Genomic DNA, 24,145 nt, shown 5'->3' on the forward strand with positions numbered 1-24,145 from the left:
CCGGCCGCGCGGGCCGGTGAGGCCGCCGGGGCGGCTGCGGCGCATTGGGTAAGGTGAACCTAACTCGTTCGCCCCGTCCTCGGAGGTCGTGTCCATGCCGGTGTCCGCCCCGCCGACCGGTACGGCCAAGCGCCCGCCGCCCATCCCCCGGCCCGCGCCCGTAGAACGGGCGAGCAGCCCGCTGATCGCCTCGCTCGGGCCGCGCCCGGACGCGGCCGGATTCTGGCGCTCGCTGCCCGGCACGCCGCTGATCGAGCCCGACCCGGCCGGATCGGCCGAGCACGCCGTGGTCACCTTCCTGTGGCGCGGCTCGGCCGCGACGCGCGCCGTCCTGGTGCTGCCGAACAAGGTCGCCGACCCGCGCGCGCTGGAGCACAACCTCATGGACCGGGTGCCGGGCACCGACATCTGGCACTGGTCGGTGCGGATGCGCCGCGACTGGCGGGCCACGTACGCGCTCTGCGTGGACGAGGGGCAGGGGTCGCCGGGGCTCGAAGGCGCCGAGCACCGGGCGTGGCTGCGCGGCCAGGGCCGCCGCGACCCCCTCAACCCCCGCTCGTTCCCCCCGCGGTGGGGCGGCGAGCCGGTGTCCGTGGTCGAACTCCCCGACGCGCCCGCCCAGTCCGACTGGCTGCCGCGCCCCGGCGTTCCGGCCGGCACGGTCTCCACGCATACGGTCGCGAGCGGCGTCCTCGGCAACGAGCGGCGGGTACGCGCGTACGCGCCGCCCGGCGACGGCCACCGCGACCTGCCCGTACTCGTCCTCTTCGACGGCGAGATGTGGCAGCCGGACCTGGGCGTCGCGACGCTGCTCGACAACCTGATCGCGGACGGCCGCATTCCGCCACTGGTCGCGCTGTTCCCGGAGTCCCGGGGCAGCGACGCCCGCTGGGCGGAGCTGACCTGCAACGACGACTTCGTGGACTTCCTCGCCGACGAGCTGCTGCCGTGGGCGGAGGCCCGCTGGCCGCTGACGGCCGACCCGGCCCGCACCGTCCTGGCCGGGCAGAGCCTGGGGGGCCTGATGGCCGCCCACGCCGCCGTCCGCGCCCCGCACCGCTTCGGCAACGCGCTGGCCCAGTCCGGCTCCTTCTGGTGGCCCAACGGCCCGGACCCCCAATGGCTGACGAGCGTCATAGCGGCCGCGAAGGACCTGCCCGTGCGCTTCTGCCTCTCGGCCGGAGAACAGGAATGGGTACTGCTCCCGGCCACCCGCCGCCTGCGCGACGTACTGGAGGCCGGCGGCCACGACGTGCGCTACCGCGAATTCAACGGCGGCCACGACTACCTGTGCTGGCGCACAGAACTCTCCGAGGGCCTGGTGCACCTGCTCGGAACCTGAACGCCCCGAGCCCCGCAGGAGCGCGAGGAACTGCGCGACCAGCCACGACGCACCCGCAGGGGCCGGACTCGTGCCCCGCAGGGGCGCGAGGAACTGCGCGACCGGCCACGACGCACCCGCAGGGCTCAGCGATACCTGGCGCCCCAAAGGGGCGCGGGGAACTGCGCGACCAGCCACAGCGCGCCCGCAGCAGACGGACTCGCGCCCCGCTCGGCCCGGTGACGCTCAGGACACCGCAGGGGCGCGGGGAACTGCGCGACCAGCCGAGACGCGCCCGCGGCCGACGGACCGGCCCGCGGCGGCGGAAGAACCGTGGCGGAGCGCCGTGGCGGAGCGCCGTGGCGGAGCGCTCAGCGCCCCGCCAGCTCGCTGGTGACGGCCCAGCGCTCATGGTCGCGCCACGCCCCGTCGATGAAGAGGAAGTCCGGCGAGAAGCCCTCCAGCCGGAACCCGTGCCGCTTCACGAGCGCCAGCGAGAGCTCATTGCCCGGCTGGATATTGGCTTCGAGGCGGTGCAGGCCGAGCGGCCCGAAGGCATGGCGCAGGACGAGCCCCATGCCCTCGGTCATATAGCCGCGCCCCACGCTGGGCGCGAACGCGCCGTAGCCCACGGCCCCGCACTGGAAGAGGCCGCGCACGATGTTGTTGATATTCACGAACCCGGCGGGTTCGCCCGTCTTCCGCTCGCAGATGATGAAGCCCTCGCGGTCCGGGGCGTCGAGCCGGCTGATGTACGTCTCCCACGCCTCGTCCGTGGTGGGCGGCGCCAGCCACGGGTGGTGCAGTCCGACGCTGGCCCGCGCCAGGGCCGTGAACCGCTCGCCGTCACCGCGTTCGACGGAGCGGATGCCCACGCGGGGGCCGGTCGCGAGATATGCGTCGTCTTCAGGCATCGGACCATCCTAGGAACAGGAAGGCGCCCGATCACCGCCAAGCGGCTTTGTCGGCGCCCCACAGACCCGGCAGCGAGGGGAAGTCCCGCGGGCCGCCGTCGAAGGAGACGGGCGGCAGCGCGTACCGCATGTGCCCCAGCGGGCCGTCGGCCTCGGTGAGCCACCGGCCGGGGGTGTACGCGTCCGTCGGCTCGCCGGCGTCCGGCTTCAGGTCGTCCACCAGCCAGGCCGCCGTCTGCGCGAGCGCGAGGCGGGCCAGGTATGAGCCGCCCGACGCCTGCCGGAGGGTGGCCGCCCGCAGCACGGCGGCGGCGAGCAGGTAGCCGGTGCCGTGGTCGAGCGCCTGGGCGGGCAGCGCGCCGGGGTGGCCGTCCCGGTCCGCCTCGATGGCGGCGATGCCGCTCGCGGCCTGCACGAGGGAGTCGAAGCCGCGCCGCTCGCCCCAGGGTCCGTACGGGCCCCAGGCGCTGAGCTGGGCGACGATCAGGCCGGGGCGGCGCTCGACGAGCGCTTCGGGCGAGAGGCCGTGCCAGTCGAGCGCGCCCGGCCGGTAGCCGGTGACCACCGCGTCGGCGGTGGCGAGCAGTTCCTCGAAGACGGCCCGGTCGGCGGCGTCGCCGAGGTCGAGCACGGTGGAGCGCTTGCCGAAGCCGGTGTCGGAGTGGGCGGCCTGGCTCTCGGGGAGCTGCGGGGCGTCGACGCGCAGCACGTCGGCGCCGAGCAGCGCGAGGGTGCGGGTGGCCACGGGGCCGGCGATGACGCGGGTGAGGTCGAGGACGCGCAGCCCTTCGGCGGGCCGGGACGGGGCGGGCGGGAGCGTACGGGCTGGGGCCTCGCCGATCCGGTCGAGGGTCAGCAGCGGGTGTCCGGCGACCGCCGTGCCCTGGGGGTGTTCGGCCCAGCTCCGGGGCCCTCGGACGGCGACGGCGAGTCCGCCCGCCGCGTAGACCGCTTCCTGCACCTGTTCGGCCTGGCGGCCCGCGAGTTCCGCGGCGGCCTGCTCGACCAGCAGTTCGTCGTCCGCGGTGGCGTCGAGTCCGAGGGCCGCGGCCAGCCGGGCGCGGTGGTGCGGGTAGTTGGCGTGGGTGCGCAGCCAGCCGTCCGCGGTGTGCCAGAACCGGGACAGGGGCGCGAAGGTCGAGCCGCCGCGGCCGTCGATCCGCAGGTGGCGTTCGCTGACGAACGCGGTGGCAACCGCTCCGTCGTCGACCCGGACGGCGGGGAGTGGTCCGCCGGCGCGGGCGGCGGAGAGTTCGGCCGCGGCGAGCGAGGCGACGGCGACGGTAGAGCGCGCGAGTTCCCGTACGGGCAGTCGCGCGGGGAGTGCGTCGTCGGGGCCGTGGTGGCTGATGGCCGCCAGGTGGGCGGGGTCTCCGCCGAGGGCCGCCCAGGCGTGAGCCGTTCCGTCAATAGATCGTTTCAGCACACATCCAGTGTGGCACTCAGTGCCGCCGAATGCGGTGGCGGTGGTCCGGGGGATGCGGTGGTGGGCCGTGCCGCGCCGTCCTCGGTCATGAGCGAGGACGGCGCGGCACGGTGTCGTTCGCGGGCGGGCGCCTCGTTCCCCGGCGCTCAGGCCGTGGACACAAGGGGCGGCGCTTCGCTGACCGCGTGCGTGAACGTGTCCCGGCTGCGGCGTATCTCGGCGGCCAGCGCCCGGCCCACCGGCGCGGACCCGGGCCCGGCGGGGACCTCGATCTCCCGGCTCGACCACCATGTGCCGCCCGCGGGCTTGTCCTCCCGGAAGGTGACGTGGAAGCGGAGCCGCGTCACCGCGTCCGACACCGCCTCCAGGCGGATGTGGAAGTCGGCCTCCGGCACTTCGATCCGGACGACGTCTCCGACACAGGACATCCGTACCGCGTCGGGCACGGCTTCCGTGCACAGCAGGGCGGCGTGGCGTGCGGCGCTCCCCGCGACCGACATCCGGGGTCCGCGCCCAGCCGCCGTCACAGGCTCCCCCCGGGCTCGGCGCCGGCGGTTCCCTTGCGGTTCTCCCACGCGACGGCGGCGACTTTGCGGAAGAAACCGGCGTAGTTCCGCTCGACGTACACGGCGAGTTCCTCGACCTCGGGATGGCGTTCCCGGAGTCTGTTGATCGGTACGACCATCGCCGCGTGGTGCTCGACATGGAGGTTGTTGCCGTTGGTGAACCAGGTGGTCAGCCAACTGCCCCGGATCGAGCGGGTGTTGCGCAGTACGTCCGTGGTGCTGGATTCGCACAGCAGGTGTTCCGGCAGCTCCACCAGGAAGTGCAGGGGCACGGCGAAGGCGAGCGGGATGACCCACAGCCGGAGCACGGGCCCGCCGAAGCCGAGGGCGGCGGCGGCCACGGCGGCGACAGCTACCAGCCCGAACAGCCGGTACTCGGCGATGATCTCTCTGCGCCGCCGCTCGGCGATCTGGCCGATGTCGTACGACCAGTTGCCGGACCAGCTGCGCAGCACATCGCGGAACACGCCGGCGATCCGCGGGTAGTCCAGCAGGCCGCGGAGCAGCAGCCCCGAAGTGAGCGGTTTGCGGGTGTCGAACCCGAAGAACTCCGAGTCCTGCGGAGTGCCCAGATATCGGTGGTGCTGGAGATGCCTGACGCGGTAGTGGCTGTAGGAGACCAGCAAAGGGACGCCGAGGGGAATTCCCACCAGTCGGTGGAGTTTGGCGGACCGGAAGGAGGAGTGGTGCAGGCACTGATGCTGGAGTTCCACCATATGGGTGTATAACGCGCCGAGGAGCAGTGCACCGGTCAGCGCGAGGAGCCAATTCGGACTCAGTGCGAGATAGCCGCAGGCCACGGCGAGGCCGATGGCCAGAACCAACTTGAAGGTGAAGACCGCCTCGTCCCAGCCCGAGACCCGGCTCTTGCGGAAGAGCAGTCCGGGTGAGTCTTTCGACGCCGCGGTGGTCATCGCTCCGACCCTTGCTTCGGCAATCCGCGCATGGCGTCCCAGATCCGCCGGTAATAGGCATTGGCGACCCGGACCCGGGTGGCCACGCCCAAGGAGATCTCCCGCAGGAGTTCCGGCGAGCGGCCGACCAGCGGCAGGAAGACGCCCTCGAACCATTCGGCGCCGTGGTCGGCGTCGACGTGCACGTGCACGCGCTGGTAGTCGATGACGTCCGCGGGCACGCCGAGCCGGTTGCAGCCGTCGACCATGGCCTGAAAGCGCGGTGAGGCGCTCTGCTCCAGTACCCCCATCGCCCCGAGCGCGCGGGGGTTGAGGTGGCGGTGGATGCCGTACATCAGAAGCATGCTGGCGTTCTCGAAGGCTTCGGGGCAGAAGAGCGCCTCGCGCCCGATGCCGGCTTCGGCCAGCCGCTTGCGCATGTAGACGGCGGAGTGCTCGAACATGCGGGTGTGGACGTGGTCGATGTTCCCCTCGCCCATTTCGTCCCAGTAGTTCTCGGCGATGGTGAGCTTGGTGTGTCCCTCCGTGCCGATCTGCACCATGGCCATGAGGTCGTCGAATTTGCTGTCGACGAGTTCCTCGCCCATGAAGAAGAGCGCCATCTCCTCCAGGCTCGCCTCATGGGCGAGGTAATCGCAGAAGTCCGGCTGCGTGTGCTGTGCCGCCACTTGCAGGAACCAGTCGTGGAAGGCCTCCCCGGTCGCGGGCAGTGTGGCCGTGTCGACCTGCGCGTCCTCCCAGGCCAGCCAGGCTTCCTCGATGTCGACGATTTCCTGGTCCGCGTTGAGCCGCGGGATGCTGCCGAATTCCTCGGGGCCGCCCATGTAGGCCACGTAGTGGGCGTGCAGGCGGCTCAGCAGGGCTTCCCTCGCTATCGGATCGGGTGCGCCCTGCCGCGGAAATGCGCTGCTGATCTGCTCGGTGTGCGAGGCGGCGAGCGCCGTCCCCACGGCGGTGAATGTCACGATATTCTTCCTCTCTGCCAGAGCGAGGACCGTGGTTCTGTCCGTGGTGTGCTCAACACGGCTCCACGCCGCACGGTTCGCGTGGGGCGCTGCCCCGGACCGAGCCGTGCCGAGCAACTGGTAGAGATCCTTCCGCTGCCGGCCGAGGAAGATCCGAATACATCAGAAGATGAGAATGATCGACTGGCCGCGGTCGCGGGCGTGATCCACCGCAGGGCCGCGGCCCTGCCGCGCGTCCGTGGGGTGAATGATTCATTCCGCTTGGCGCGGCGGCTGCACGATGTCGTGTGTGAAAGGCGTACGTCATCATGCTCATTGCTTGAACAATCATTGTGCGACCGTGGGTGCGACGGAACGATTCCCGTGTCAGCGCGCGCAGGCGGAACGATTTCCGTATCGGCACGCACAACGGACAGGGGAGGCATTGATGACGGAACAGCACTTCTATCGCGAAGGGGCGCTGCGTATGCAGGAAACCCTGCGCACGCAACGGCTGGCGGATCACATCGCCGGCAAGTACGTGACCGACCACCTGGACGAGACCGCCGCCGCGATGCTGCGGCGGGCGGATTGCTTCTACTTGGCGACGGCCGACGCGGACGGTTACCCCGACTGCTCCTACAAGGGCGGCCTGCCCGGGTTCGTCCACGTTCCGGATCCCGGACTGCTCCGCTTTCCCAGCTACGACGGAAACGGCATGTTCCGGAGCCTGGGCAATATTCTCGACAATCCGCAGGTCGGCATGTTGTTCATCGACTACGACAAACCGATCAAGTTGCGGGTGAACGGCACCGCGCGGGTGTCAACGGACCGCGGGCTCCTCGACGCGTTCCCGGAAGCGGACGCCGTGGTCGAGGTGCGGGTGCGGCAGGTATTCGAAAACTGCCCCCGTTACCTGCATGACGTGCGCGTGGAGCAGTACTCGGAGCATGTCCCCCGTCCCCACCACGCCCCGCCCGACCCGGACTGGAAACTGAAGGACGAATATCAGGGTCTGGTACGTCTGCGGAATTCCTGACAGATTTTCAGCTGCTGTGCGCGAGGGCCGAGGTCCGCGAGTAGGCGCGCTTGAGGCGCTGCCGCAGGATGAGGAACCAGCTCGTCACCGCCGCCGAGGACTTGGCGACCAGAACGATGGTCCGCGCCGGTGCCGGGATGCCGGCGACGTCCACGGACCGGGTCAGCCCGTCCCGCCGTACCAGCGCCGACGAGGGAACGTAGGTGATCGCCCGGAGGGCTATGGCCATCTCCTGGGCCAGGGCCCAGTCGTCCGTACGGCCGACCGTCCGGGTGAGGATGCCGTGGCGCGCGAAGTGCGAGGTGACGAGGCGGTCGCAGTCCGAGCCGACGCGCGGCAGTATCCAGGGGAAGGCGGACAGCGAGTCCGAGCCGGAACGGACCGCGGCGGAGAGCAGCTTCGGCGGGCCGACGAGGACGAAGGCCTCGTGCCGCAGCGGCACCGTGCGAAAGCGCACGTCCGCGGGTTCGGTCGCCTCCTGTATGGAGATCGCGGCGTCCAGGCTGCCGGCCTGCACAAGGTCCCGCCCCTCGTGCGGGCTCGTCTCGTGCAGTTCGAGGCCGAAGGGAAGGTCACTCCCGACTCCGAGAGCCGGGAGTACGCAGTTACCCATCGCCGAGGGGAAGGCCCCGAGCCGCACACACGGCTTGCCTCGGGTCGGCGTCGCCCCGTGCTCCTGGTGCTCCGAGACGGAGGTCTCCCACAGGTCGGCGATCTTCGACGCGACCTGGGCGATCACCGAACCGCTGTCCGTCAGCCGGATACCGCGCCCTTCAGGCTCCACCAGCGGAAATCCGCATTCCGAACTCAGCGCCTTGATCTGCTGGGACACCGCGGACGGGGATAAATGCAATGCCTTGGCCGCGGCGTGGATTCCGCCGTGGCAGCGTACCGAATCCAATGTCCTGAGCTGCTGTAGGTTGGCCATTTCTCCGCTCTCGTCGGAGGGCCGACGACGTCAGGCCCATCGGGAGTATCCAAGGAATGCCCGCACCGGGAATGTGCCGAGGCCGGCGACCTTGATGGGAACGGCGGTGAATCTTCCCCCTTGTTCCGGGACGAGGGAGAGGTTGGTGAGGTGCTCGACCAGCGGGATGCCCGCGCCGAGCAATTCCGTGTGCGCCGGGCGTTCGCGAATATGTGTGGCGTCGATGTTGAGGGAGTCGATTCCCACCACCGCCGGGTCGGCCTCGGCGAGCAGCGCCGCGGCCTCGGCGGACAGGTGGGGGTGCTGACCGTTGACGTAGGTGTCCGTGGCCCAGTGCCGCGACCAGCCGGTCCGGATGAGGACGGCGCGGCCGCGCAGGTCGGCCTTCTCGAAGCACTCCGGCGAAATGGTCTGCTCGTCCGTCTCGATCAAGGTGACGGGCACGCCCGCGACGCGGGCCAGGTCGAGGGCGGTGAGGTCGTAGCCGTCCGCGAAGCGGTGGAAGGGGACGTCCAGGTAGGTGCCGGTCTGTCCGACCATACAGATCTTGCCCAGGTGGAACTCGGTCCCCGGCGCGTACATCTCGCGCGACTGCTCGCGGGAGATGTGGTCCGTGAGCACCGGCTGCGGCATCCCCGGATAGGCCGTCGCGCCGGCGACGATCTCGTGGCTGAGGTCCACGCACACGTCCCCGGGGCCGCCGTGGCGGAAGGTCCCCTGGGAACGAGAGGGAGGGGAGCTGTTCACCATGAAGGGTCCACCTTCTCTTCTATGTAATGGGCAATGATCGTTGGAGGGTCTGGCGCTGTACAAGAAGGCCCGTCGTGTTCCGGCCACCCGGAGTCACTACGTCGTGTGGGCCGGGGCCTCGGCCTGCAACTCGTCCGGGGAGAGCTCCGCGATGCGGTGTTCGGCCCGCGCGTCGCGCAGTGCGAGCGGGGCGGCCAGGAGGATCAGGACCGCGGCGGCGGTGAAGGAGCCGTCGACGCCCAGAGCGTGCGAGGTGAGTCCGACGGCCGCGGCGCCGATCCCCGTGCCGGCGTCGTAGGCCATGTTCCACGCCGTGCTGGCCGCTCCGTGGCCGTGCGGTCCGGCCCGGCGGAACATGATCACCAGGGTGTCGTTCTGGAGAGCGCCGAAGCCCAGGCCGTAGACGAAGCCCGCGACCGCGGCCAGTACCGCGGCGTCGCCGGACGACGCGGTCGCCAGCCCGAAGCCGCCCATGCCCGCGACGCAGGCCAGCACGCTGGGCACCAGCAGCCGCCCGGTGCCTCTGCGGTCGCTGTAGAACCCCGCCGCCCACCGCCCGATCACGATGGCGCCGGAGAGCAGGAACAGCGCGACCGGCGCGGCCGAGGACCCGGTGAGCGCCAGCGGGAGGAACGTCGTCACCCCGCCCAGCGCGCACGCGGAGGTGATCAGGACGGTGAAGGGCCGGCCGAAGGGCCGCAGCGGCACCTTGTCGGCCTTGGCGCCCCGGTTTCCGCCCGGTGTCCCCTGACCGGGCCGCTGCGCCTTGATCGCCGCCGCGGCCAGCACGCTGAGCGCGCCCGCCGCGACGAAGACCGGGGTGAAGCCGATGTGCTCGGCGAGCCACACGCCCAGCGGCAGGAAGAGCACCTGGGGAAGGCCGACGGCGACGCCGTACCAACCGACGGCCCGGCCCCTGGCGTGCGCCGGGACGAGTTCGGCCACCAGCGCGCTGCCCGCCACCGCGACCATTCCGAAGCCGACGCCGCGCACGGCCGAGACCGCCAGCACCCAGCCCAGCCCGGTCGAGAGCGGGTACGCGAAGGTGGGCAGCCCCAGCAGCAGCGCGCCGGTCACCAGGACCTGACGCAGGCTCATCCGCCGCAGCAGCCATCTCATGCACAGCTGGACGCCCACCGTCGTCGCCATCGTCACGCCGGTCACGGCGCCCACCCCGGCGTTCCCGGAGCCGCCCCGGGCGGACCATAGCGGCGCGACCGACAGCAGGGGGGCGTAGTTGGCGAAGGTCCCCACCGTCGCGGCGAGCAGCAGGAGGAAGTCCCGTCCGGCCAGGCCGGTGCGCTCGTCGCCGGCGGAGCCGCGGCGGCGCTGTGTGCTGGATGGGTGCATGCCAGCCAGTCTTTCGGTCGGCGTCGATCGCGTCCAACGAACGATTGCGATGGCTTCCATTCGAGAATACGATTGATCAGTGGAGCTGAAACATCTCTCGACCTTCGTGGTCGTCGCCCAGCGGTTGAACTTCACCGGCGCCGCGCAGGAACTGGGCTATGTGCAGTCCAGCGTCACCGCGCACATCAAGGCCCTGGAGCGGGATCTCGGCATGCCGCTCTTCGACCGGCTCGGCCGCCGGGTCGTCCTCACCGACGCGGGCCGCGAGCTGCGCAACCACGCCCAGAACCTCCTCAACTACGCCGAGCAGGCCACGGAGGCGGTGCAGCGGGCGGGCGGCGATCCGGGGCGGGTGCGCGGCACGCTGCGCATCGCCGCCCCCGAGAGCCTGTGCGCGCACCGCCTGCCGCCGGTGCTGCGCGCGCTGAAGAACAGCTTCCCGCTCCTCCAGGTGGCGTTCGGCGCGGCGAACCGGACCTCGCTGATGACCTCGCTCAGCGAGGGCTACCTCGACGCCGGTTTCCTCCTGGAAGAGGAGGTGAGCGGCCCCATGGTGACCGCCGACCGGCTGGCGGAGGAGGCGCTGCGCCTGGTCGCCGGGCCGGACCACCATCTGGCGCGGCGCGAGGTCGTCCGTACCGCGGATCTGGCGGACGAGACGCTGCTGCTCATCGAGAAGGGCTGCGCGCAGCGCGAGGTGATGGACCGGGAGCTGAGGAAGGCCGCGGTGCGCCCCGCGACGATGGAGTTCGTCAGCACGGAAGCGCTCAAGCGGTGCGCCGAGGCCGGGCTGGGCGTGGCGCTGCTGCCGCGCACCACGGTCGCCGACGAGATCCGGCGCGGCCGGCTCACCGCGCTGCCGTGGACCTCCCGCCCCGTCCTCGGCGTCTATCTCGTGCTGCACAAGGACCGTCAGCCCACCTCGGCCCTGCGCACGCTGACCTCACTGGCCCGCGCCGAGTTCCGGCGCACCGCCGACGAGCCCGCGGGCACGGTGGCGTAGCGGATCGGGGCCGCTATTTGCGGCGGCCGAAGGTGACGTAGCGGCCCACCAGCCAGCCGATCACCAGCATCACGGCCAGCGCGATCCACAGCGGGACCGTCACCTCGGGCAGCAGCAGCCGGATCTTGACCTGCCGGGTGTTCTCGAAGACGAAGACGAGCGCGAGGACCGCGATCACCAGCAGCACCACGCGGCCCGGCGTCGCCAGCTCTCTGACCCTGCCGCCCGAGGCGCCGCCGCTCGTCTTCGTCGAGGTCTTGGAGCTCATGGCGTGACCCTTCCGTCGGTGTGCGGGCCGCGGGCCCGCACACCGGGCCCGGCGGCCGACCGCCTCCGGTTCCAGGATGGGCCGGAGTCGGCCGTTCCGCCCGGCGGGGCCGCCCGGGCGGAGGCCGCCGGGCGGAAGGCCGCCCGCGCGCCGCTCAGCCCGTACGGACGGCCCCGCGCTCCCCCAGGTACCCGGCCACCGCCTCGGCGACCTCGGCGATCGGGCCCGGCTGCGTCATCTGCGGATGCAGGCAGTCGATGTCGCGGTTGACCAGGCCGCCGGTGACGTACGGCCGCCAGGCGTCCCTCGTCAGCCAGTCCTCGGCGCGGGGCGCCGTGGCGGTGAAGAAGAGCACGTCGCCGTCGAAGACGCGGTGGCGGTGCTCCCGCATCAGGGTGGCGTTGTTGACGACGATGTCGACGACGGCCGTCAGGGTGTAGTCGGAGAGGCTGGCCAGTGCGCTGCCCTCGGTGCGCAGCGTGGTGGTGACCTGCTCCCGGGTGAGCGTCCCGCTCGCGTCGAACTCGAACCCGGCCATCCGCAGCAGCGCGCCGAGCGCGTCCGCCTCCTTGGGCCCGGCCCGGCCGCGCCACTGGTCGGAGGGGTAGGCGTCGAGCATGGCGAGCAGTTCGACCTCCTCGCCCTCCTCCTGGAGCCGCACGGCGACGGTGTGCGCGATGACGCCGCCCACCGACCAGCCCAGCAGCCGGTACGGTCCGTGCGGCCGTACCTCCCGGATGCGGGCCAGGTAGTCCTCGGCCATCTCGTCCATGGTGGACGGGAGCCGCTCGACGGCCGTGCCGGGGGTGAGGCCGCGCGCCTGGAGCCCGTACACCGGCTGGTCGGGGCCGAGGTGGGCGAGGAGCCCGGAGTAGCACCAGCTGATGCCGCCCGCCGGGTGCACGACGAACAGCGGGGGGCGCCCGCCGCGCTCGCGCAGCGGCAGCACCACGTCCAGGGCCTGTTCGGCGTCGCCCGCCTCGTGCAGCCGCGCGGCGAGCGCGGCGGGGGTGGGGGCCTGGAAGAGCGCGCCGATGGCGAGCCGGGCGCCGAGGGTGTCCCGGACCCGGGCGACGAGGCGCGCGGCGAGCAGGGAGTTGCCGCCGAGGTCGAAGAAGCTGTCGTCGACCCCGACGCGGGGCAGCGCAAGCGCCTCCGCGAAGAGCCGGGCCAGGGTCTCCTCGCGGTGGTCGCGGGGCGCGCGCCCGCCGGTGGCGGCGATCTCGGGGGCGGGCAGCGCCTTGCGGTCCAGCTTGCCGTTGGCGCTGAGCGGGAAGCCGTCCAGGACGAGGAGGGCGCTGGGCACCATGTAGTCGGGCAGCCGGGTCGCCAGCCGGTCGCGCAGCGCCGCCGTGTCCACTGCGGCGTCGGGCGGGCCGGCCTCGGCGGCGGCATCCGCCGAGGCCGGAGTCACATAGCCCACCAGGCGCTGGTCGCCGGGGGTGTCCTCGCGGACCAGGACGCACGCCGCGGCGACGGACTCGTCCGCGCTCAGCGCCGCCTCGATCTCGCCGAGTTCGATCCGCAGGCCGCGCAGCTTGACCTGGTGGTCGGTGCGGCCGAGGTATTCGACGCTGCCGTCCGGGCGCCAGCGGGCGAGGTCGCCGGTCGCGTACATGACCGCGCCGGGCTCGCCGAAGGGGTCGGCGACGAACCGCTCTGCGGTCAGGTCGGGGCGGCCGAGGTAGCCCGTGGCGAGCTGGGCGCCCGCCAGGTGCAGTTCGCCGGGGACGCCGGGCGGGCAGAGCGCGCGGGCGGCGTCCAGGACGTAGAGCCGGGTGTTCCAGACGGGCCTGCCGATGGGCACGGGCCCTTCCTCGCCCGGCGCGCAGGGGTGGTACGTGACGTCGACCGCGGCCTCGGTCGGCCCGTACAGGTTGTGCAGCGGCACGTCGGGCAGCAGGCGGTGGAACTGGTCGACGGACTCGCGCGGCAGCGCCTCGCCGCTGCAGAAGACGCGGCGCAGGCTCGTGCACGCGGCGGCGGCGGGCTCGGTCAGGAAGACCTGGAGCATGGAGGGCACGAAGTGCGCGGTGGTGATGTGCTGTTCGCTGATCGTACGGGCCAGGTAGGCGGGGTCCTGGTGGCCGCCGGGCTCGGCGAGGACGAGGGTCGCGCCGACGCGCAGCGGCCAGAAGAACTCCCAGACGGAGACGTCGAAGCCGGACGGCGTCTTCTGGAGCACCCGGTCGTCGGGGGCGAGCCGGTACTCGGCCTGCATCCAGCGCAGCCGGTTGTCGATCGCGGAGTGCGGGACGACGACGCCCTTGGGGCGGCCGGTGGAGCCGGAGGTGTAGATGACGTACGCGGGGTGCTGCGGGGTGAGCGCGCGGCCGGGGTCGGTGGCGGCGTATTCGGCCAGCTCCGCCCGGAGGGCGGGGTCGTCGAGGACCAGGACGGGCAGCTCGGTGGGGGGCAGCGCGGGGCGGGTGGCGGCGTCGGTCAGGACGCAGACCGGCGCGGCGTCGTCGAGGGTGTAGGCGAGCCGGTCGGCCGGGTAGTCCGGGTCGAGCGGCAGGTAGGCGCCGCCGACCTTGAGGACGGCGAGGAGCGCGACCACCAGGTCGACGGAGCGCGGCACGGCGACGGCGGCGAGGCTGCCGGGGCCGACGCCGAGGGCCGCGAGGCGGCGGGCGAGGCGGTTGGCGCGGGCGTTCAGCTCGCTGTAGGTGAGCGACTCGTCGCCGAGGACGAGGGCGGTGGCGCCGGGGGTGCGGGCCGCGCGGGACTCGATGGGCCCGATGAGGGTGGTGGGCGGCACGGCCACGGCGGTGTCGTTGAACTCGCCGAGGATCAGCTCGCGCTCCTCGGCGGTGGCGAGCGGGAACGCGGCGAGCGGGGTGTGCGGGTCGCTGTCCGCGACGCGGGCCAGCAGGTCGAGGAAGCGCCCCTGGTGGACGGCGAGTTCGTCCTCGGTGTAGAGGGCGGGGTTGCCGTCGTAGTCGATGCGCAGGCCGCGGCCGTCGGTGCGGTCGTAGACGTTGACGGTGAGGTCGTCGACGGGGCCGGCGGAGAGGTTGTGGGCGTCCGAGCGCGCGCCGGCGAAGGTCAGCGCGTAGTCGAAGGGCATGACGTTGACGAGCGGTCCGACCAGCGCCCGGCCCTCGCCGAGGAGGCCGAGGTCGCGGCGGATGTCCTCGTAGCGGTAGCGCTGGTGGCGGCGGGCGGCCCGGATGGCGAGGACGACCTGGCGGGTGAGCTGGGCCAGGGTGGCGTCGGGGCCGACGGTCAGCCGCAGCGGCAGCACGTTCATGACCATGCCGGGGATGCGCAGCGCGACGGAGCCCATGCGGCCCATCATCGGCAGGCCGAGGACGACCTCGCCGGCGCCGGTGGTGCGCGCGGTGCACAGGGCCTGCGCGGCGAGCAGGACGTCCGGCCAGGTGGCCCGTGCGGAGGCGGCGAAGGCGCGGAGCCGTTCGGTGGCCTCGGGGGCGAGGTGGGCGGTGCGGCGCAGGAAGGTGCGCGAGGGCAGCGCGGTGCGGCCGGCGGGCGAGGGCGCGTCGGGGCGGTCCGCGAACGCCTCGGCCCAGTGGTCGCGGTCCTTCTCGTACGCGTCGGAGCCGCGGTATTCGGCGTCGTCGGCGACGAGTTCGGCGAGGCGTCCGAAGGGGCTGGGGCCGGGGTCCTCGCCGGCGGCGAGGGCGGTGAAGGTCTCGGCGACGCGGCGGGCGAGGAGGGAGTAGCCGTAGCCGTCCATGACGGCGTGGTGGACGCGCTGGTACCAGAGCCAGCGGTCGTCGGCCACGCGGAAGAGGGCGTGGGCGAAGAGGGGTCCGGCGGCGAGGTCGAAGGGGATGTCGAGGTCGGCGCGCATCCAGGCGCGCGCGGCGGCGTCGGGGTCGGCCTCGGCGCGGGCGTCGAAGACCCGCAGGGGGAAGGGGAGTTCGCCGTCGTGCGGCGTGCTCGGCGCGCCCGCGGGCAGTCCGAGGAACGCGTCCGAGGCGCCGGGCGCGGTGGTGCCCGCGGCGGAGGCGCCGAGGGATACGGGCGCGATCGCGGGGTCCACGGGCCCGAAGGCCAGCGGCAGTTGGCGGGGCCCCTCTGCCGTCTCCGCGAGCCGTACGCACAGCGCCTCGGCCTCGCCGGCCGTGCGGCGCAGGGCCTCGGCGAACAGCGCCGGGTCGACGGGGCCGTGGATCTCGATGCACTCGGCGGTGTTCTGGGCCGGGCTGTCGGGGTCGAGGGCCTGGGCGAACCACATGCCCGCCTGGGCCGCGGTGAGGGCGAGTCCCGCGGGCTCGGGATCGGCGGCCCCGGCCGGGGTCCGTTCGGGGGTGCGTACGGTCATGCCGGCTCCCCCAGCAGCGCCCACCAGCGGTCGATTCCCGGCGCTTCGGCGAGGTCGGCGAAGGTGACCTCGGCTCCGTGGTCGCGGCGCCAGCGCTCGATGAGGGTCATGATGCGGACGGAGTCGAGGCCGTAGTCGACGAGGTTCTCGTCGTCGGGGATGTCGGCCGGGTCCTCGCCGAGCACATCGGCCACGTCGTCCCGGATCTGCTGGATGGTGAGCGCCATGGGGTCAGCGTCCTTCGAAGATGCGGTCGGCGGTGGTGACGACCGCGCACTTGGCGGCGGCCCAGCGCAGCGCCATGTGGTGGTCGGCCTCGGAGAAGTCGGCCACGGCGTCGGCGACGAGGAACGCCTGGATGTCACGCATCCACGCGTCGCAGGCGCTCATCAGCACGCCGATGTGCGCGTACACGCCGACCACGATGAGCTGGTCGCGGCCCTGTGCGGCCATCCGCTCGGCGAGGTCGGTGCGGACGAAGGCGCTGTACTTCCACTTGGTCAGCACGGTGTCGCCGTCCTGCGGCGCGACGCGCTCGGCGACGGCCTTCAGCCGCTCGTCGTCGGGCAGGCCGGGCCCCCAGAAGTCCTGCTGGAGCCCGCGCTCGGCGGGGGTCTGGCCGCCGGGCTGCGCGGAGTAGACGACGGGGACGCCGCGCTCCCGGCTCTCCTTCGTCAGCCGTTCGACGCCCGCGAGGAGTTCGGTGACCGGGGAGGCGTCGGCGGTGAAGGCGTCGAGGAAGTAGTTCTGCAGGTCGTGGACGAGCAGGACGGCGCGGTCGGGGTCGACGGTCCACTGGACGCGATTGGCCGGGAGGTCGGCCGCGGTGGGCATCGGGTAGGGGGCGATGGCCGGCAGTGCCATGGGGTGCCTTTCAGGTGCTGTGTCGTGCGCTGCGTTGCCGCCGGGCGCCCGGCCCGCCGTGCGGTGCGGGCGCCCGGCCGGTGCTCAGCGCGTGGTGGTCTGCGCTCTGAGCCGCTCGGCGATGGCGGCGCGCAGATCCTTCTTGGAGATCTTGCCGATGCCCGTCTGCGGGAAGGCCTCGACGAACTCGACGCGGTCGGGGACCTTGTAGGCGGCGAGCCCGCGCTCCCGTACGAACTTCTTCACGGCGACGGGCCGGATCGGCTCCGCGCCGTCGCGGAGCACGACGTACGCGCAGGTCCGCTCGCCGAGGTAGTCGTCGGGCATGGAGACGATGGCCACGTCGTGGACGGCGGGGTGGGCGAGGATGTGGTTCTCGATCTCCTCGGCGGCGACCTTCTCGCCGCCCCGGTTGATCTGGTCCTTGGCCCGGCCCTCGACGACGAGGTAGCCGTCCTCGGTCATGCGCACCACGTCGCCGGTGCGGTAGAAGCCGTCGCGGGTGAAGGACTTGGCGTTGTGGGCGGGGGCCCGCCAGTAGCCGCGGATGGTGTACGGGCCGCGGGTCAGCAGGTGGCCGGTCGCGCCGACGGGGAGGTCGTTGTCCTCGTCGTCGACGACCCGGATCTCGTCGTCGGGGGAGATCGGGCGGCCCTGGGTGGTGACGATGGTCTCGTCGGGGTCGTCGAGCCGGGTGTAGTTGACGAGCCCCTCCGCCATGCCGAAGACCTGCTGGAGGGTGCAGCCGATGGCGGGGCCGACGCGCCGGGCGGCCTCCTCGCTGAACTTCGCGCCGCCGACGAGCAGTACGTCGAGGCTGCTGAGGTCGCAGGAGGTGGTGGCGGCCGCCTCGGTCCACACCAGGGCGAGCGGCGGCACGACGCCGGTGATCGTGACGCCTTCGCGCTCGATGAGCGGGAAGGCCACGTCGGGGCTGGGCTGCGGGGCGAGGACGACGCGGGCGCCGGCGTAGAGGGCGCCGAGCGTGCCGGGCGAGCTGAGGGGGAAGTTGTGGGCGGCGGGGAGCGCGCAGAGGTAGACGCTGTCCTCGTCGACCGCGCAGATCTCGTTGGAGCCCCAGAGCGAGTACATGTAGTCGTCGTGGGTGCGCGGGATGAGCTTGGGGACGCCGGTGGAGCCGCCGGAGAGCTGGAGGAAGGCGAGGTCGTCGGGGCGGGGGCCGTTCTCGACGGCGACGGGTTCGCTCGCCGCGTCGGCGAGCGCGGTGTGCCCGCTGTGCTCGCCGGGGTCTCCCGCCACGAAGACGTGGCGCAGGGTGGGGACGTCGGCGCGTACCTTCGTCGCCAGTTCGCGGTGGTCGAAGCCGCCGTTGACGTCGGGGATGACGTAGGCGACGGCCTCGGTGAACTCGCAGAAGTAGCGGATCTCGCTCTCGCGGTGGGCGGGCAGCGCGAAGACGGGCAGCGCGCCGATCCGGAAGAGCGCGAAGACCGTCTCGAAGAACTCGGCGATGTTGGGGAGCTGGACGACGACGCGGTCGCCCTTGGCGATGCCGCGGGCCAGGAACCCGGCGGCGAGCCGGTCGGCGCGCTCGTCGAGCTGCCCGTACGTCCAGCGGCGGCCCTCGCCCGCGGGGTCCACGACCGCCACCCGGTCGGGGTGGTTCAGCGCGCGCTCGCGCAGCATCGAGCCGAAGGTCTCGCCGCGCCAGTAGCCGGCGGCGCGGTAGCGCTCCGCGTAGTCGGCGGGCCAGGTCGGCGCGTCGGGTGTCGCGGGTGTTTCGAGGATCACTGGTCTGCCCCCACGGCGTGCAGGAAGGTACGGAACTTGGCGCCGGTCTCGGCGGTCTCCGCTTCCGGCGTGGACGCCGCGACGATACCCGCACCCGCGTAGAGGCGCAGCGCGCCCCGGTCGGCCTCGGCGCAGCGGATGGTGACGACCCATTCGCCGTCGCCGTCGGCGTCGCCCCAGCCGACCACGCCGCTGTACATGCCGCGGTCGAAGGGTTCGAGTTCGCGGATGACGTCGCGGGCGGTGCCGGTGGGGGTGCCGCAGACGGCGGGGGTGGGGTGCAGGGCGCACGCCAGTTCCAGGGCGGAGGCGCGGGGTTCGGCGAGCTGCCCGGTGACGGTGGTGGACAGGTGCCACATGGCGGCGGTGCGTACGAGCGTGGGGTGCGCGGGTACGTCCAGGTCCGCGCAGTACGGGGCGAGGGCGTCGCGTACTGCGTCGACGACGACGGCGTGCTCGTGCAGGTCCTTGGCGGACTCCAGGAGGGCCGCGGCGCGGCGGACGTCCTCGGCGAGGTCGGCGCTGCGCGGCACGGAGCCGGCGAGGGGGTTGGCGACCAGGCGGCGGCCGCGGCGGGAGACCAGCAGTTCGGGGCTGGCGCCGAGGAGGGTGCGGCCGGGGCCGGTGGGCACGGCGAAGGTGTAGCCGGTGGGGTCGCGGCGGGCGAGGCGCTGGAGGAGGCCGGGGAGGTCCGGCGCGTCGGGGTCGTCGGGCGCGGTGAGTTCGAGGGTGCGGGCGAGCACGACCTTGCTGAAGTCGCCGCGGCGCATGCGGCGTACGGCCTCGGCGACGGCATCGCCGTAGCCGGCGGGCTCGGGGGCGGGGCGGATCCGCCAGCGGGTGGCCTCGGGGGCGGCGGCGGGGAGCGCGATCAGCGGGTCCTCGGCGAGCGGCGGCGCCCAGCGGGTGCTCTCGGGCACGGCGAGGGCGGCGGGCGCGTCCTGGTCGAAGGGGACGGCGCCGACGACGATCGGCGCGGGGTCGCCCGCGGCGCGCCGGGCTTCGAGGGTCTCGGCGACGCGGCGGGCCAGCGGCCGTTCGTCGTGCGGTACTTCGGCCCGTACGCCGTGGGCGAGGAGGGTCCTGGTCGGCGAGGCGAAGAAGCGGGTGTCGCCGGGAGCGTAGGCGTCGAGGAGGCCGGTGGCCACGCCCACGGTGTCGGCTCCGGGAGCGCCGGAGGCGGCGGCGCGGGTCCGGGGGGCCTTCGGCCGGGTGGGGGCGGCCGGGGTCTCGGAGGTCGCCGGGCGGTGCGCGGCCTCGGGGGCGGGGCTCACGGTCTTCGGGTCCGCCGGGACGGCCGTGCCGCCGGCGGTGCCGGGTATCGGACGCTCGGCGACGTCATGCGCCCTGGTCACCTGGTGCTCCGTCTCTCCGGCGCTCGTGGCGCCGGCTGGGGTGGGGGAAGTGCTCGCCGCGGCGGGGCCGGTGGGCTCCGGCGGCGTGGGGGCGGGGTGGGCGCGGGGCCGGTCGGGCTCCGGTTCCGCCGGTCGCCGGCCGTCCGCGGTGGCCGCGGGGAGCGGCCGGGCGGGTAGCACGGGGCGTCAGGCCCGCAGCGTCGCGCCGCCGTCGACGTAGAGGTCGTGCATGGTGATGTGGCGGGCCCGGTCGGAGACGAGGAAGGCCACGGCGTCGGCGATGTCGGAGGGTTCGGCGATGCGGCCGAGCGGGATGCCGACGCGGTAGCTGGAGGGGTCGCCGTCGATGACGCGCAGCGGCGCCTGCGGGTCGGTCCACATGTTGCGCTGCATGGCGGTGTCGGTGGAGCCGGGCGAGACGACGTTGCAGCGGATGCCGCTGCGGGCGAGCTCCAGCCCGAGGCACTTGGTGAACATGGTGGCGGCGGCCTTGGAGGCGGCGTACGCGGCCATGCTGGTGCGGGGCACGCCGGCGGCGTTGGAGCCGACGGTCACCATGCAGCCGGCGCGGCGCTCGCTCATGCGGCGGGCGGCGGCGCGGGAGGTGTTGAAGACGCCGGTGGTGTTGACGGCGAAGGTGGCGTTCCAGTCCTCGTCGGTGAGGTCGACGACGGGTGCGGTGTGCAGCACTCCGGCGACGTTGACGAGGATGCCGAGGGGGCCGGTGGTGCGTTCCACGTCGTCCATGACGCGTTCGACGGCGGCGCTGTCGGTGACGTCGGCGAGGTGGGCGGTGACGCGGGCGGCGCCGAATTCGGCTTCGAGCGCCTTGATGCCGTCGGGGGTCGCGTCGAGGGCCGCGACCCGGGCTCCGCGTTCGATCAGTGCGCGGACGACCGCCTCGCCTATGCCCTGCCCGGCGCCGGTGACCAGCGCGACGCGTCCGGCGAGTTCTGGCTGCTGCACGACGGAATCCCCTCCTGGAAGTTAGGTAAGGCTAACCTAACATGGCGCTGAGCCTGGTGAGGAGTGGTGAGCGTCGCATCGGCCGGCGTCCACCACTCCCCCAATCCGCGTCGCCCTCAGCTCACTTGGCCATGGCCTTCTGGATGTCGTCCAGCACCGACATCGCGGCCAGCGGACCGCCCAGGCTCGTCCACTTCGAACCGTCGATCTCGGTGAGGTGGCCGTCCTTGACCGCGCCCAGCTGCTCGTACGCCGGCTTCTTCTTCAGCGCCGCGAAGAGGTCCGCGTCCTTGCCCTTGGCCGCGAGGGTGCCGATGAACAGCCAGTCCGCGTCGATCTGCTCGATGTCCTCATCGCTGATCGGCGTGGAGTGGCCCGCGCCCTTCTGGTTCTGGATACCGGGGCGCTTGAAGCCCAGATCCTTCAGCACATCGCTGACGAAGACGCCCTGCTGCATGACGGCCGTGCCCTTGCCGGAGTAGCGGGCGACGCTGACCGTCTTGCCGGCGTTCGCGCCGATCGCCTTCTTCACCTCGCCGGCCTTCTTGTCGTAGTCCGCGAGGAACTTCTTCGCGTCGGCTTCCTTGTTGAGGATCTTTCCGGTGAGGGAGAGCGCGGACTTCCAGTCCTTGTCCTTGCCGATCGTCACGACCGTCGGCGCGATTTGCCGCATCTGCGTGAGCACCTGGCGGTCGCTGATCTGGCCCGCCAGGATGACGTCCGGCTTGGCCGCGAGGACCTTCTCCACGTCCGGCCCGGTGACCGCGCCGACCACCGGAATGTCCTGCGCCTTGTCCTTGAGGTACTCCGGGGCCCCCTGCTGGCCGCGGCCCGCGGTGAGGCCGACCGGCTTCACGCCCAGCGCGAGCGAGCTGTCGAGGTCCATCTCGCTGAGCACGACGACCCTCTTGGGCGCGTTCTTCACGTCCACCTGCGCGCCGGTCGCGTCGGTGACCCGGTGGACATCGCCCTGGGCGCCGTCCGCCTTCGCGCTGTCCGTCTTGTCCTTGCCGTCCGAACCGCAGGCGGTGAGGGAGAGCGCGGCGGCGACGGCGATCGCGGCCGCGGCGGTCAGCCGGGTGCGCGAGGAACGGGGCGAGGACATGTGTGGATCTCCGAGCTCTGGGGACGACATGAGGGGCGGACGACGAGATGAGGTCAACGCGTCGTGGTACACGAGGGCATGGCAGAGTGTCGGACGCGTCGGCTCAACCCGCCCGAGACCCCACCATGCATTAGGTTAGGCTAACCTCATGCTGGTTGCGCAAGAGGGCGGGGCCCAGATCCCCGCGCCACCCGACCCCGAGCCCCCGATATCCGACGGCTCACGCGGCCGGGTCCGCTGGACGGCCCTCGCGCTCACCCTGGCGCTCCTGGTGCTCGCCCTGCTCTCGCTGCTCATCGGCACCGGCAGCCAGCCCGTCGGCCGCGCACTCGACTTCCTGCTCGGCGACCGGGCCGCCCGCGCCGACGCCCAACTCCACCTGGCCGTCATGGACGTCCGCGTACCGCGCACCATCGCCGCCGTCCTCGTCGGCGTCGCCCTCGGCACCGCCGGCGCCCTCCTCCAGGCCGTCACCCGCAACCCGCTCGCCGAGACCGGCCTCCTGGGCGTCAACTCCGGCGCGGCGCTCGGCGTCGTCGTCGGCCTCACCTACTTCGGCGCCGACTCCTCGTACGCGATGCTCGTCTGGGCCCTGGCCGGCGGGCTCGCCGCGAGCGCCGTCGTCCTGCTGCTCGCCGCCTCCGGCCGCGGCGCCGGCGCCTCGCCGCTGCGGCTCGTCCTCGCCGGATCGGCGCTCGGCGCCACCTTCCACGGCGCGACCTCGTACGTACTCCTCGGCACCAAGGCCACCTTCGACGAGTACCGCTACTGGACCATCGGCTCCCTCGCCGGCATCGAGACCTCCACCGCGTTGACCATGGCCCCGCTCGTCGTCGTCGGCCTCCTCGTCGCGCTCGGCTCCGCCCGCCCGCTCGGCGCCCTCGCCCTCGGCGACGACGCCGCCCGCGCACTCGGCCACCACCCGGGCCGCATCCGCCTCGTGGTGGCCGGCGCGGTCACTCTCCTCGCCGGGGCCGCCGTGGCGCTCGCCGGGCCCATCGCCTTCCTCGGGCTGCTCGCCCCCTACGCGGCGCGGACCGTGACCGGCCCCCGCATGGCGCCCCAACTCCTGCTCTCCGCCCTCATCGGGGCCGACGTGATGATCGCCGCCGACATCCTGGCGCGCGTCGTCATCCGCCCCTGGGAGACCCCGGTGAGCGTGCTGCTCGCGCTCCTCGGCGGGCCGCTGCTGATCTGGATCGCCCGGTCGAACCGGATGAGCGGCCTCGGCGCGGCGGGGGCCTCCGCATGACCGAGCGCACGACCGAGGGCGTGACCGAACCGCGCGCCGACGCCCGTACGGTCCCCGACGCGCCCCTCACCCCGCCGGACAGCGTCGTGCTGCGCACCGGCACCCTCTCCTGGCTCTTCCCGCGCCGCACCGCGCTCGTCTCCGTCGGCCTCGCCCTCGTCATCGCCGTCGTCGTCGCCCTCGCCACCTTCGCCAGCTCCACGGGGCTGAGCCCCGCCGACACCCTCGGGGGGCTGTTCGGCACGGGCGACCGGATGACCGTGATGCTGATCCAGGACTTCCGGCTGCCGCGCATCCTGGTCGGGCTGATGGTCGGCGCGGCCCTCGGCGTCTCCGGCTGCCTCACCCAGACGCTGGCCGGCAACCGGCTCGCCACCCCCGACGTCATCGGCGTCAACGAGGGCGCGACCGCCGCCGTCGTCGCGTCCGTCGTCGGCAGCTCGACCGCGATGGTCGGCGACTGGTGGCTCGGCCCGCTCGGCGCGGTCGCCGCCGCGGTCGTCGTGGTCGCGTGCGCCGGCGGCGCGGGCACCCGCGGCTACCGCGTCCTGGTCGTCGGCATCGGCGTCTCCACCCTCATCGGCGCCGTCACCAACCTCGTGATGTCGCGGCAGAACCAGAACACCGCGGGCGGCGTCTTCCTGTGGAGCGTCGGCAGCCTCAACGGCCGCGACTACGCCGTCGGGCGGCCGCTGCTGCTCTGCCTCGTCGTGCTCATCCCGCTCGCCCTCATCGCCGGCCGCCGCCTCGACGTCATGCGGTTCGACGACGACATGGCCGCCGCCCTCGGCGTCAACATCCGGCTCGTACGCGGCCTCACCCTGGCGCTCGCCGTCGCGCTGGCCGGCGTCGCGGTGGGCATCGGCGGCCCGATCGCCTTCGTGGCGCTCGCCTCCCCCATCCTCGCGGGCCGGCTCTGCGGCCCCACCCGGGTGCCCATCGTGGGCTCCGCGCTGGTGGGCGCGGGCCTCATCGCCGCGGCGGACGCCCTCGGCCGCGTCATCGCCCCCGTCGAGATCCCGGTCGGCGTGGTCACCAGCGTCCTCGGCGGCCCGTTCCTGCTGTGGGTCCTGATCAGCGGCGACGGCCGCTCGCGCACCGGCAGCCCCTCCCGCCGCTCCTCCAGAAAGGCATGAC

Annotated in this window: 21 protein-coding genes; 5 read left to right on the forward strand and 16 right to left on the reverse strand. The window is 73.0% G+C overall.

Annotated elements, in window-relative coordinates:
• Positions 1 to 94 precede the first annotated feature (94 nt).
• Entirely contained in the window at positions 95 to 1,342 is a 1,248-nt protein-coding gene (gene fes / locus AB0I22_RS05255; protein ID WP_363129278.1) for an enterochelin esterase, read from the forward strand.
• A gap of 350 nt (positions 1,343 to 1,692) precedes the next feature.
• Here fes and AB0I22_RS05260 read toward each other — a convergent pair whose 3' ends face one another.
• From AB0I22_RS05260 to AB0I22_RS05280, 5 genes are all read right to left on the reverse strand, one after another.
• Positions 1,693 to 2,235 carry a GNAT family protein gene (locus AB0I22_RS05260; protein WP_363129279.1) on the reverse strand — a complete coding sequence of 181 codons (543 nt, stop codon included), beginning with the start codon at positions 2,233 to 2,235 and terminating at the stop codon, positions 1,693 to 1,695.
• Positions 2,236 to 2,266: 31 nt separating this feature from the next.
• Positions 2,267 to 3,661 (reverse strand): CoA transferase, encoded by a 1,395-nt coding sequence (locus AB0I22_RS05265; protein WP_363129280.1) that lies wholly within the window; start codon positions 3,659 to 3,661, stop codon positions 2,267 to 2,269.
• Between the two features lie 146 nt (positions 3,662 to 3,807).
• The gene (locus tag AB0I22_RS05270; protein WP_363129281.1) at positions 3,808 to 4,161 is read right to left on the reverse strand and encodes a hypothetical protein; all 354 of its coding nucleotides are present in this window, start codon (positions 4,159 to 4,161) and stop codon (positions 3,808 to 3,810) included.
• 23 nt (positions 4,162 to 4,184) lie between these two features.
• Positions 4,185 to 5,141 (reverse strand): fatty acid desaturase, encoded by a 957-nt coding sequence (locus AB0I22_RS05275; protein WP_363129282.1) that lies wholly within the window; start codon positions 5,139 to 5,141, stop codon positions 4,185 to 4,187.
• Positions 5,138 to 6,106, reverse strand: coding sequence for an iron-containing redox enzyme family protein (locus AB0I22_RS05280; RefSeq protein ID WP_363129283.1), 969 nt, complete (start codon positions 6,104 to 6,106; stop codon positions 5,138 to 5,140). The genes AB0I22_RS05275 and AB0I22_RS05280 overlap by 4 nt, the downstream gene beginning before the upstream one ends.
• A 427-nt stretch (positions 6,107 to 6,533) precedes the next feature.
• Between AB0I22_RS05280 and AB0I22_RS05285 the strand changes: the two genes are divergently transcribed.
• Positions 6,534 to 7,124, forward strand: coding sequence for a pyridoxamine 5'-phosphate oxidase family protein (locus AB0I22_RS05285; protein ID WP_363129284.1), 591 nt, complete (start codon positions 6,534 to 6,536; stop codon positions 7,122 to 7,124).
• Between the two features lie 7 nt (positions 7,125 to 7,131).
• Here the strand turns inward: AB0I22_RS05285 and AB0I22_RS05290 are convergent, their stop codons facing one another.
• The 3 genes from AB0I22_RS05290 to AB0I22_RS05300 all read right to left on the reverse strand — a co-directional run bounded on the left by AB0I22_RS05290 (position 7,132) and on the right by AB0I22_RS05300 (position 10,152).
• Positions 7,132 to 8,052, reverse strand: coding sequence for a LysR family transcriptional regulator (locus AB0I22_RS05290; protein ID WP_363129285.1), 921 nt, complete (start codon positions 8,050 to 8,052; stop codon positions 7,132 to 7,134).
• 30 nt (positions 8,053 to 8,082) lie between these two features.
• On the reverse strand, positions 8,083 to 8,802 hold the full coding sequence (locus AB0I22_RS05295) for a cyclase family protein (protein WP_363129286.1): 720 nt from the start codon (positions 8,800 to 8,802) through the stop codon (positions 8,083 to 8,085).
• A 96-nt stretch (positions 8,803 to 8,898) separates the two neighbouring features.
• Positions 8,899 to 10,152: an MFS transporter gene (locus AB0I22_RS05300; RefSeq protein WP_363129287.1), complete on the reverse strand. Its 1,254-nt coding sequence runs from the start codon at positions 10,150 to 10,152 to the stop codon at positions 8,899 to 8,901.
• 79 nt (positions 10,153 to 10,231) lie between these two features.
• On the opposite strand from AB0I22_RS05300, the gene AB0I22_RS05305 reads away from it, so the two are divergent.
• On the forward strand, positions 10,232 to 11,155 hold the full coding sequence (locus AB0I22_RS05305; protein ID WP_363129288.1) for a LysR family transcriptional regulator: 924 nt from the start codon (positions 10,232 to 10,234) through the stop codon (positions 11,153 to 11,155).
• 13 nt (positions 11,156 to 11,168) lie between these two features.
• Here AB0I22_RS05305 and AB0I22_RS05310 read toward each other — a convergent pair whose 3' ends face one another.
• From AB0I22_RS05310 to AB0I22_RS05345, 8 genes are all read right to left on the reverse strand, one after another.
• Positions 11,169 to 11,423 carry a DUF1049 domain-containing protein gene (locus AB0I22_RS05310; RefSeq protein WP_363129289.1) on the reverse strand — a complete coding sequence of 85 codons (255 nt, stop codon included), beginning with the start codon at positions 11,421 to 11,423 and terminating at the stop codon, positions 11,169 to 11,171.
• Positions 11,424 to 11,577: 154 nt separating this feature from the next.
• Positions 11,578 to 15,714 (reverse strand): amino acid adenylation domain-containing protein, encoded by a 4,137-nt coding sequence (locus tag AB0I22_RS05315; protein ID WP_363129290.1) that lies wholly within the window; start codon positions 15,712 to 15,714, stop codon positions 11,578 to 11,580.
• Positions 15,711 to 15,941: a phosphopantetheine-binding protein gene (locus AB0I22_RS05320; RefSeq protein ID WP_363129291.1), complete on the reverse strand. Its 231-nt coding sequence runs from the start codon at positions 15,939 to 15,941 to the stop codon at positions 15,711 to 15,713. The genes AB0I22_RS05315 and AB0I22_RS05320 overlap by 4 nt, the downstream gene beginning before the upstream one ends.
• 4 nt (positions 15,942 to 15,945) lie before the next feature.
• On the reverse strand, positions 15,946 to 16,578 hold the full coding sequence (locus AB0I22_RS05325) for an isochorismatase family protein (RefSeq protein ID WP_363129292.1): 633 nt from the start codon (positions 16,576 to 16,578) through the stop codon (positions 15,946 to 15,948).
• Between the two features lie 84 nt (positions 16,579 to 16,662).
• Positions 16,663 to 18,330, reverse strand: a complete 1,668-nt coding sequence (locus AB0I22_RS05330) for a (2,3-dihydroxybenzoyl)adenylate synthase (protein WP_363129293.1) — start codon at positions 18,328 to 18,330, stop codon at positions 16,663 to 16,665.
• Positions 18,327 to 19,484 carry an isochorismate synthase DhbC gene (dhbC, locus tag AB0I22_RS05335; protein WP_363129449.1) on the reverse strand — a complete coding sequence of 386 codons (1,158 nt, stop codon included), beginning with the start codon at positions 19,482 to 19,484 and terminating at the stop codon, positions 18,327 to 18,329. The genes AB0I22_RS05330 and dhbC overlap by 4 nt, the downstream gene beginning before the upstream one ends.
• A 387-nt stretch (positions 19,485 to 19,871) precedes the next feature.
• Entirely contained in the window at positions 19,872 to 20,651 is a 780-nt protein-coding gene (locus tag AB0I22_RS05340) for a 2,3-dihydro-2,3-dihydroxybenzoate dehydrogenase (RefSeq protein WP_363129294.1), read from the reverse strand.
• 121 nt (positions 20,652 to 20,772) lie between these two features.
• Positions 20,773 to 21,756: an iron-siderophore ABC transporter substrate-binding protein gene (locus tag AB0I22_RS05345; protein ID WP_363129295.1), complete on the reverse strand. Its 984-nt coding sequence runs from the start codon at positions 21,754 to 21,756 to the stop codon at positions 20,773 to 20,775.
• Positions 21,757 to 21,904: 148 nt separating this feature from the next.
• Here AB0I22_RS05345 and AB0I22_RS05350 point away from each other — a divergent pair, with 148 nt between their 5' ends.
• Both AB0I22_RS05350 and AB0I22_RS05355 read left to right on the forward strand, forming a co-directional pair.
• Complete coding sequence (locus AB0I22_RS05350) at positions 21,905 to 23,008, forward strand: iron ABC transporter permease (protein ID WP_363129296.1); 1,104 nt, start codon at positions 21,905 to 21,907, stop codon at positions 23,006 to 23,008.
• The gene (locus tag AB0I22_RS05355; RefSeq protein ID WP_363129297.1) at positions 23,005 to 24,144 is read left to right on the forward strand and encodes an iron ABC transporter permease; all 1,140 of its coding nucleotides are present in this window, start codon (positions 23,005 to 23,007) and stop codon (positions 24,142 to 24,144) included. Before AB0I22_RS05350 ends, AB0I22_RS05355 begins: the two co-directional genes overlap by 4 nt.
• Position 24,145: the final 1 nt, after the last annotated feature.

Origin of the sequence: Streptomyces sp. NPDC050610 (genome assembly GCF_040654875.1) — a bacterium.
Taxonomy (GTDB): domain Bacteria; phylum Actinomycetota; class Actinomycetes; order Streptomycetales; family Streptomycetaceae; genus Streptomyces.

Bases quoted from the DNA above. Each gene is read 5' to 3' on its own strand.
- fes (WP_363129278.1), top strand. From the start codon at position 95: ATGCCGGTGTCCGCCCCGCCGACCGGTACGGCCAAGCGCCCGCCGCCC.
- AB0I22_RS05260 (WP_363129279.1), bottom strand. From the start codon at position 2,235: ATGCCTGAAGACGACGCATATCTCGCGACCGGCCCCCGCGTGGGCATC.
- AB0I22_RS05270 (WP_363129281.1), bottom strand. From the start codon at position 4,161: ATGTCGGTCGCGGGGAGCGCCGCACGCCACGCCGCCCTGCTGTGCACG.
- AB0I22_RS05275 (WP_363129282.1), bottom strand. From the start codon at position 5,141: ATGACCACCGCGGCGTCGAAAGACTCACCCGGACTGCTCTTCCGCAAG.
- AB0I22_RS05285 (WP_363129284.1), top strand. From the start codon at position 6,534: ATGACGGAACAGCACTTCTATCGCGAAGGGGCGCTGCGTATGCAGGAA.
- AB0I22_RS05290 (WP_363129285.1), bottom strand. From the start codon at position 8,052: ATGGCCAACCTACAGCAGCTCAGGACATTGGATTCGGTACGCTGCCAC.
- AB0I22_RS05295 (WP_363129286.1), bottom strand. From the start codon at position 8,802: ATGGTGAACAGCTCCCCTCCCTCTCGTTCCCAGGGGACCTTCCGCCAC.
- AB0I22_RS05300 (WP_363129287.1), bottom strand. From the start codon at position 10,152: ATGCACCCATCCAGCACACAGCGCCGCCGCGGCTCCGCCGGCGACGAG.
- AB0I22_RS05310 (WP_363129289.1), bottom strand. From the start codon at position 11,423: ATGAGCTCCAAGACCTCGACGAAGACGAGCGGCGGCGCCTCGGGCGGC.
- AB0I22_RS05315 (WP_363129290.1), bottom strand. From the start codon at position 15,714: ATGACCGTACGCACCCCCGAACGGACCCCGGCCGGGGCCGCCGATCCC.
- AB0I22_RS05320 (WP_363129291.1), bottom strand. From the start codon at position 15,941: ATGGCGCTCACCATCCAGCAGATCCGGGACGACGTGGCCGATGTGCTC.
- AB0I22_RS05325 (WP_363129292.1), bottom strand. From the start codon at position 16,578: ATGGCACTGCCGGCCATCGCCCCCTACCCGATGCCCACCGCGGCCGAC.
- AB0I22_RS05345 (WP_363129295.1), bottom strand. From the start codon at position 21,756: ATGTCCTCGCCCCGTTCCTCGCGCACCCGGCTGACCGCCGCGGCCGCG.
- AB0I22_RS05350 (WP_363129296.1), top strand. From the start codon at position 21,905: ATGCTGGTTGCGCAAGAGGGCGGGGCCCAGATCCCCGCGCCACCCGAC.
- AB0I22_RS05355 (WP_363129297.1), top strand. From the start codon at position 23,005: ATGACCGAGCGCACGACCGAGGGCGTGACCGAACCGCGCGCCGACGCC.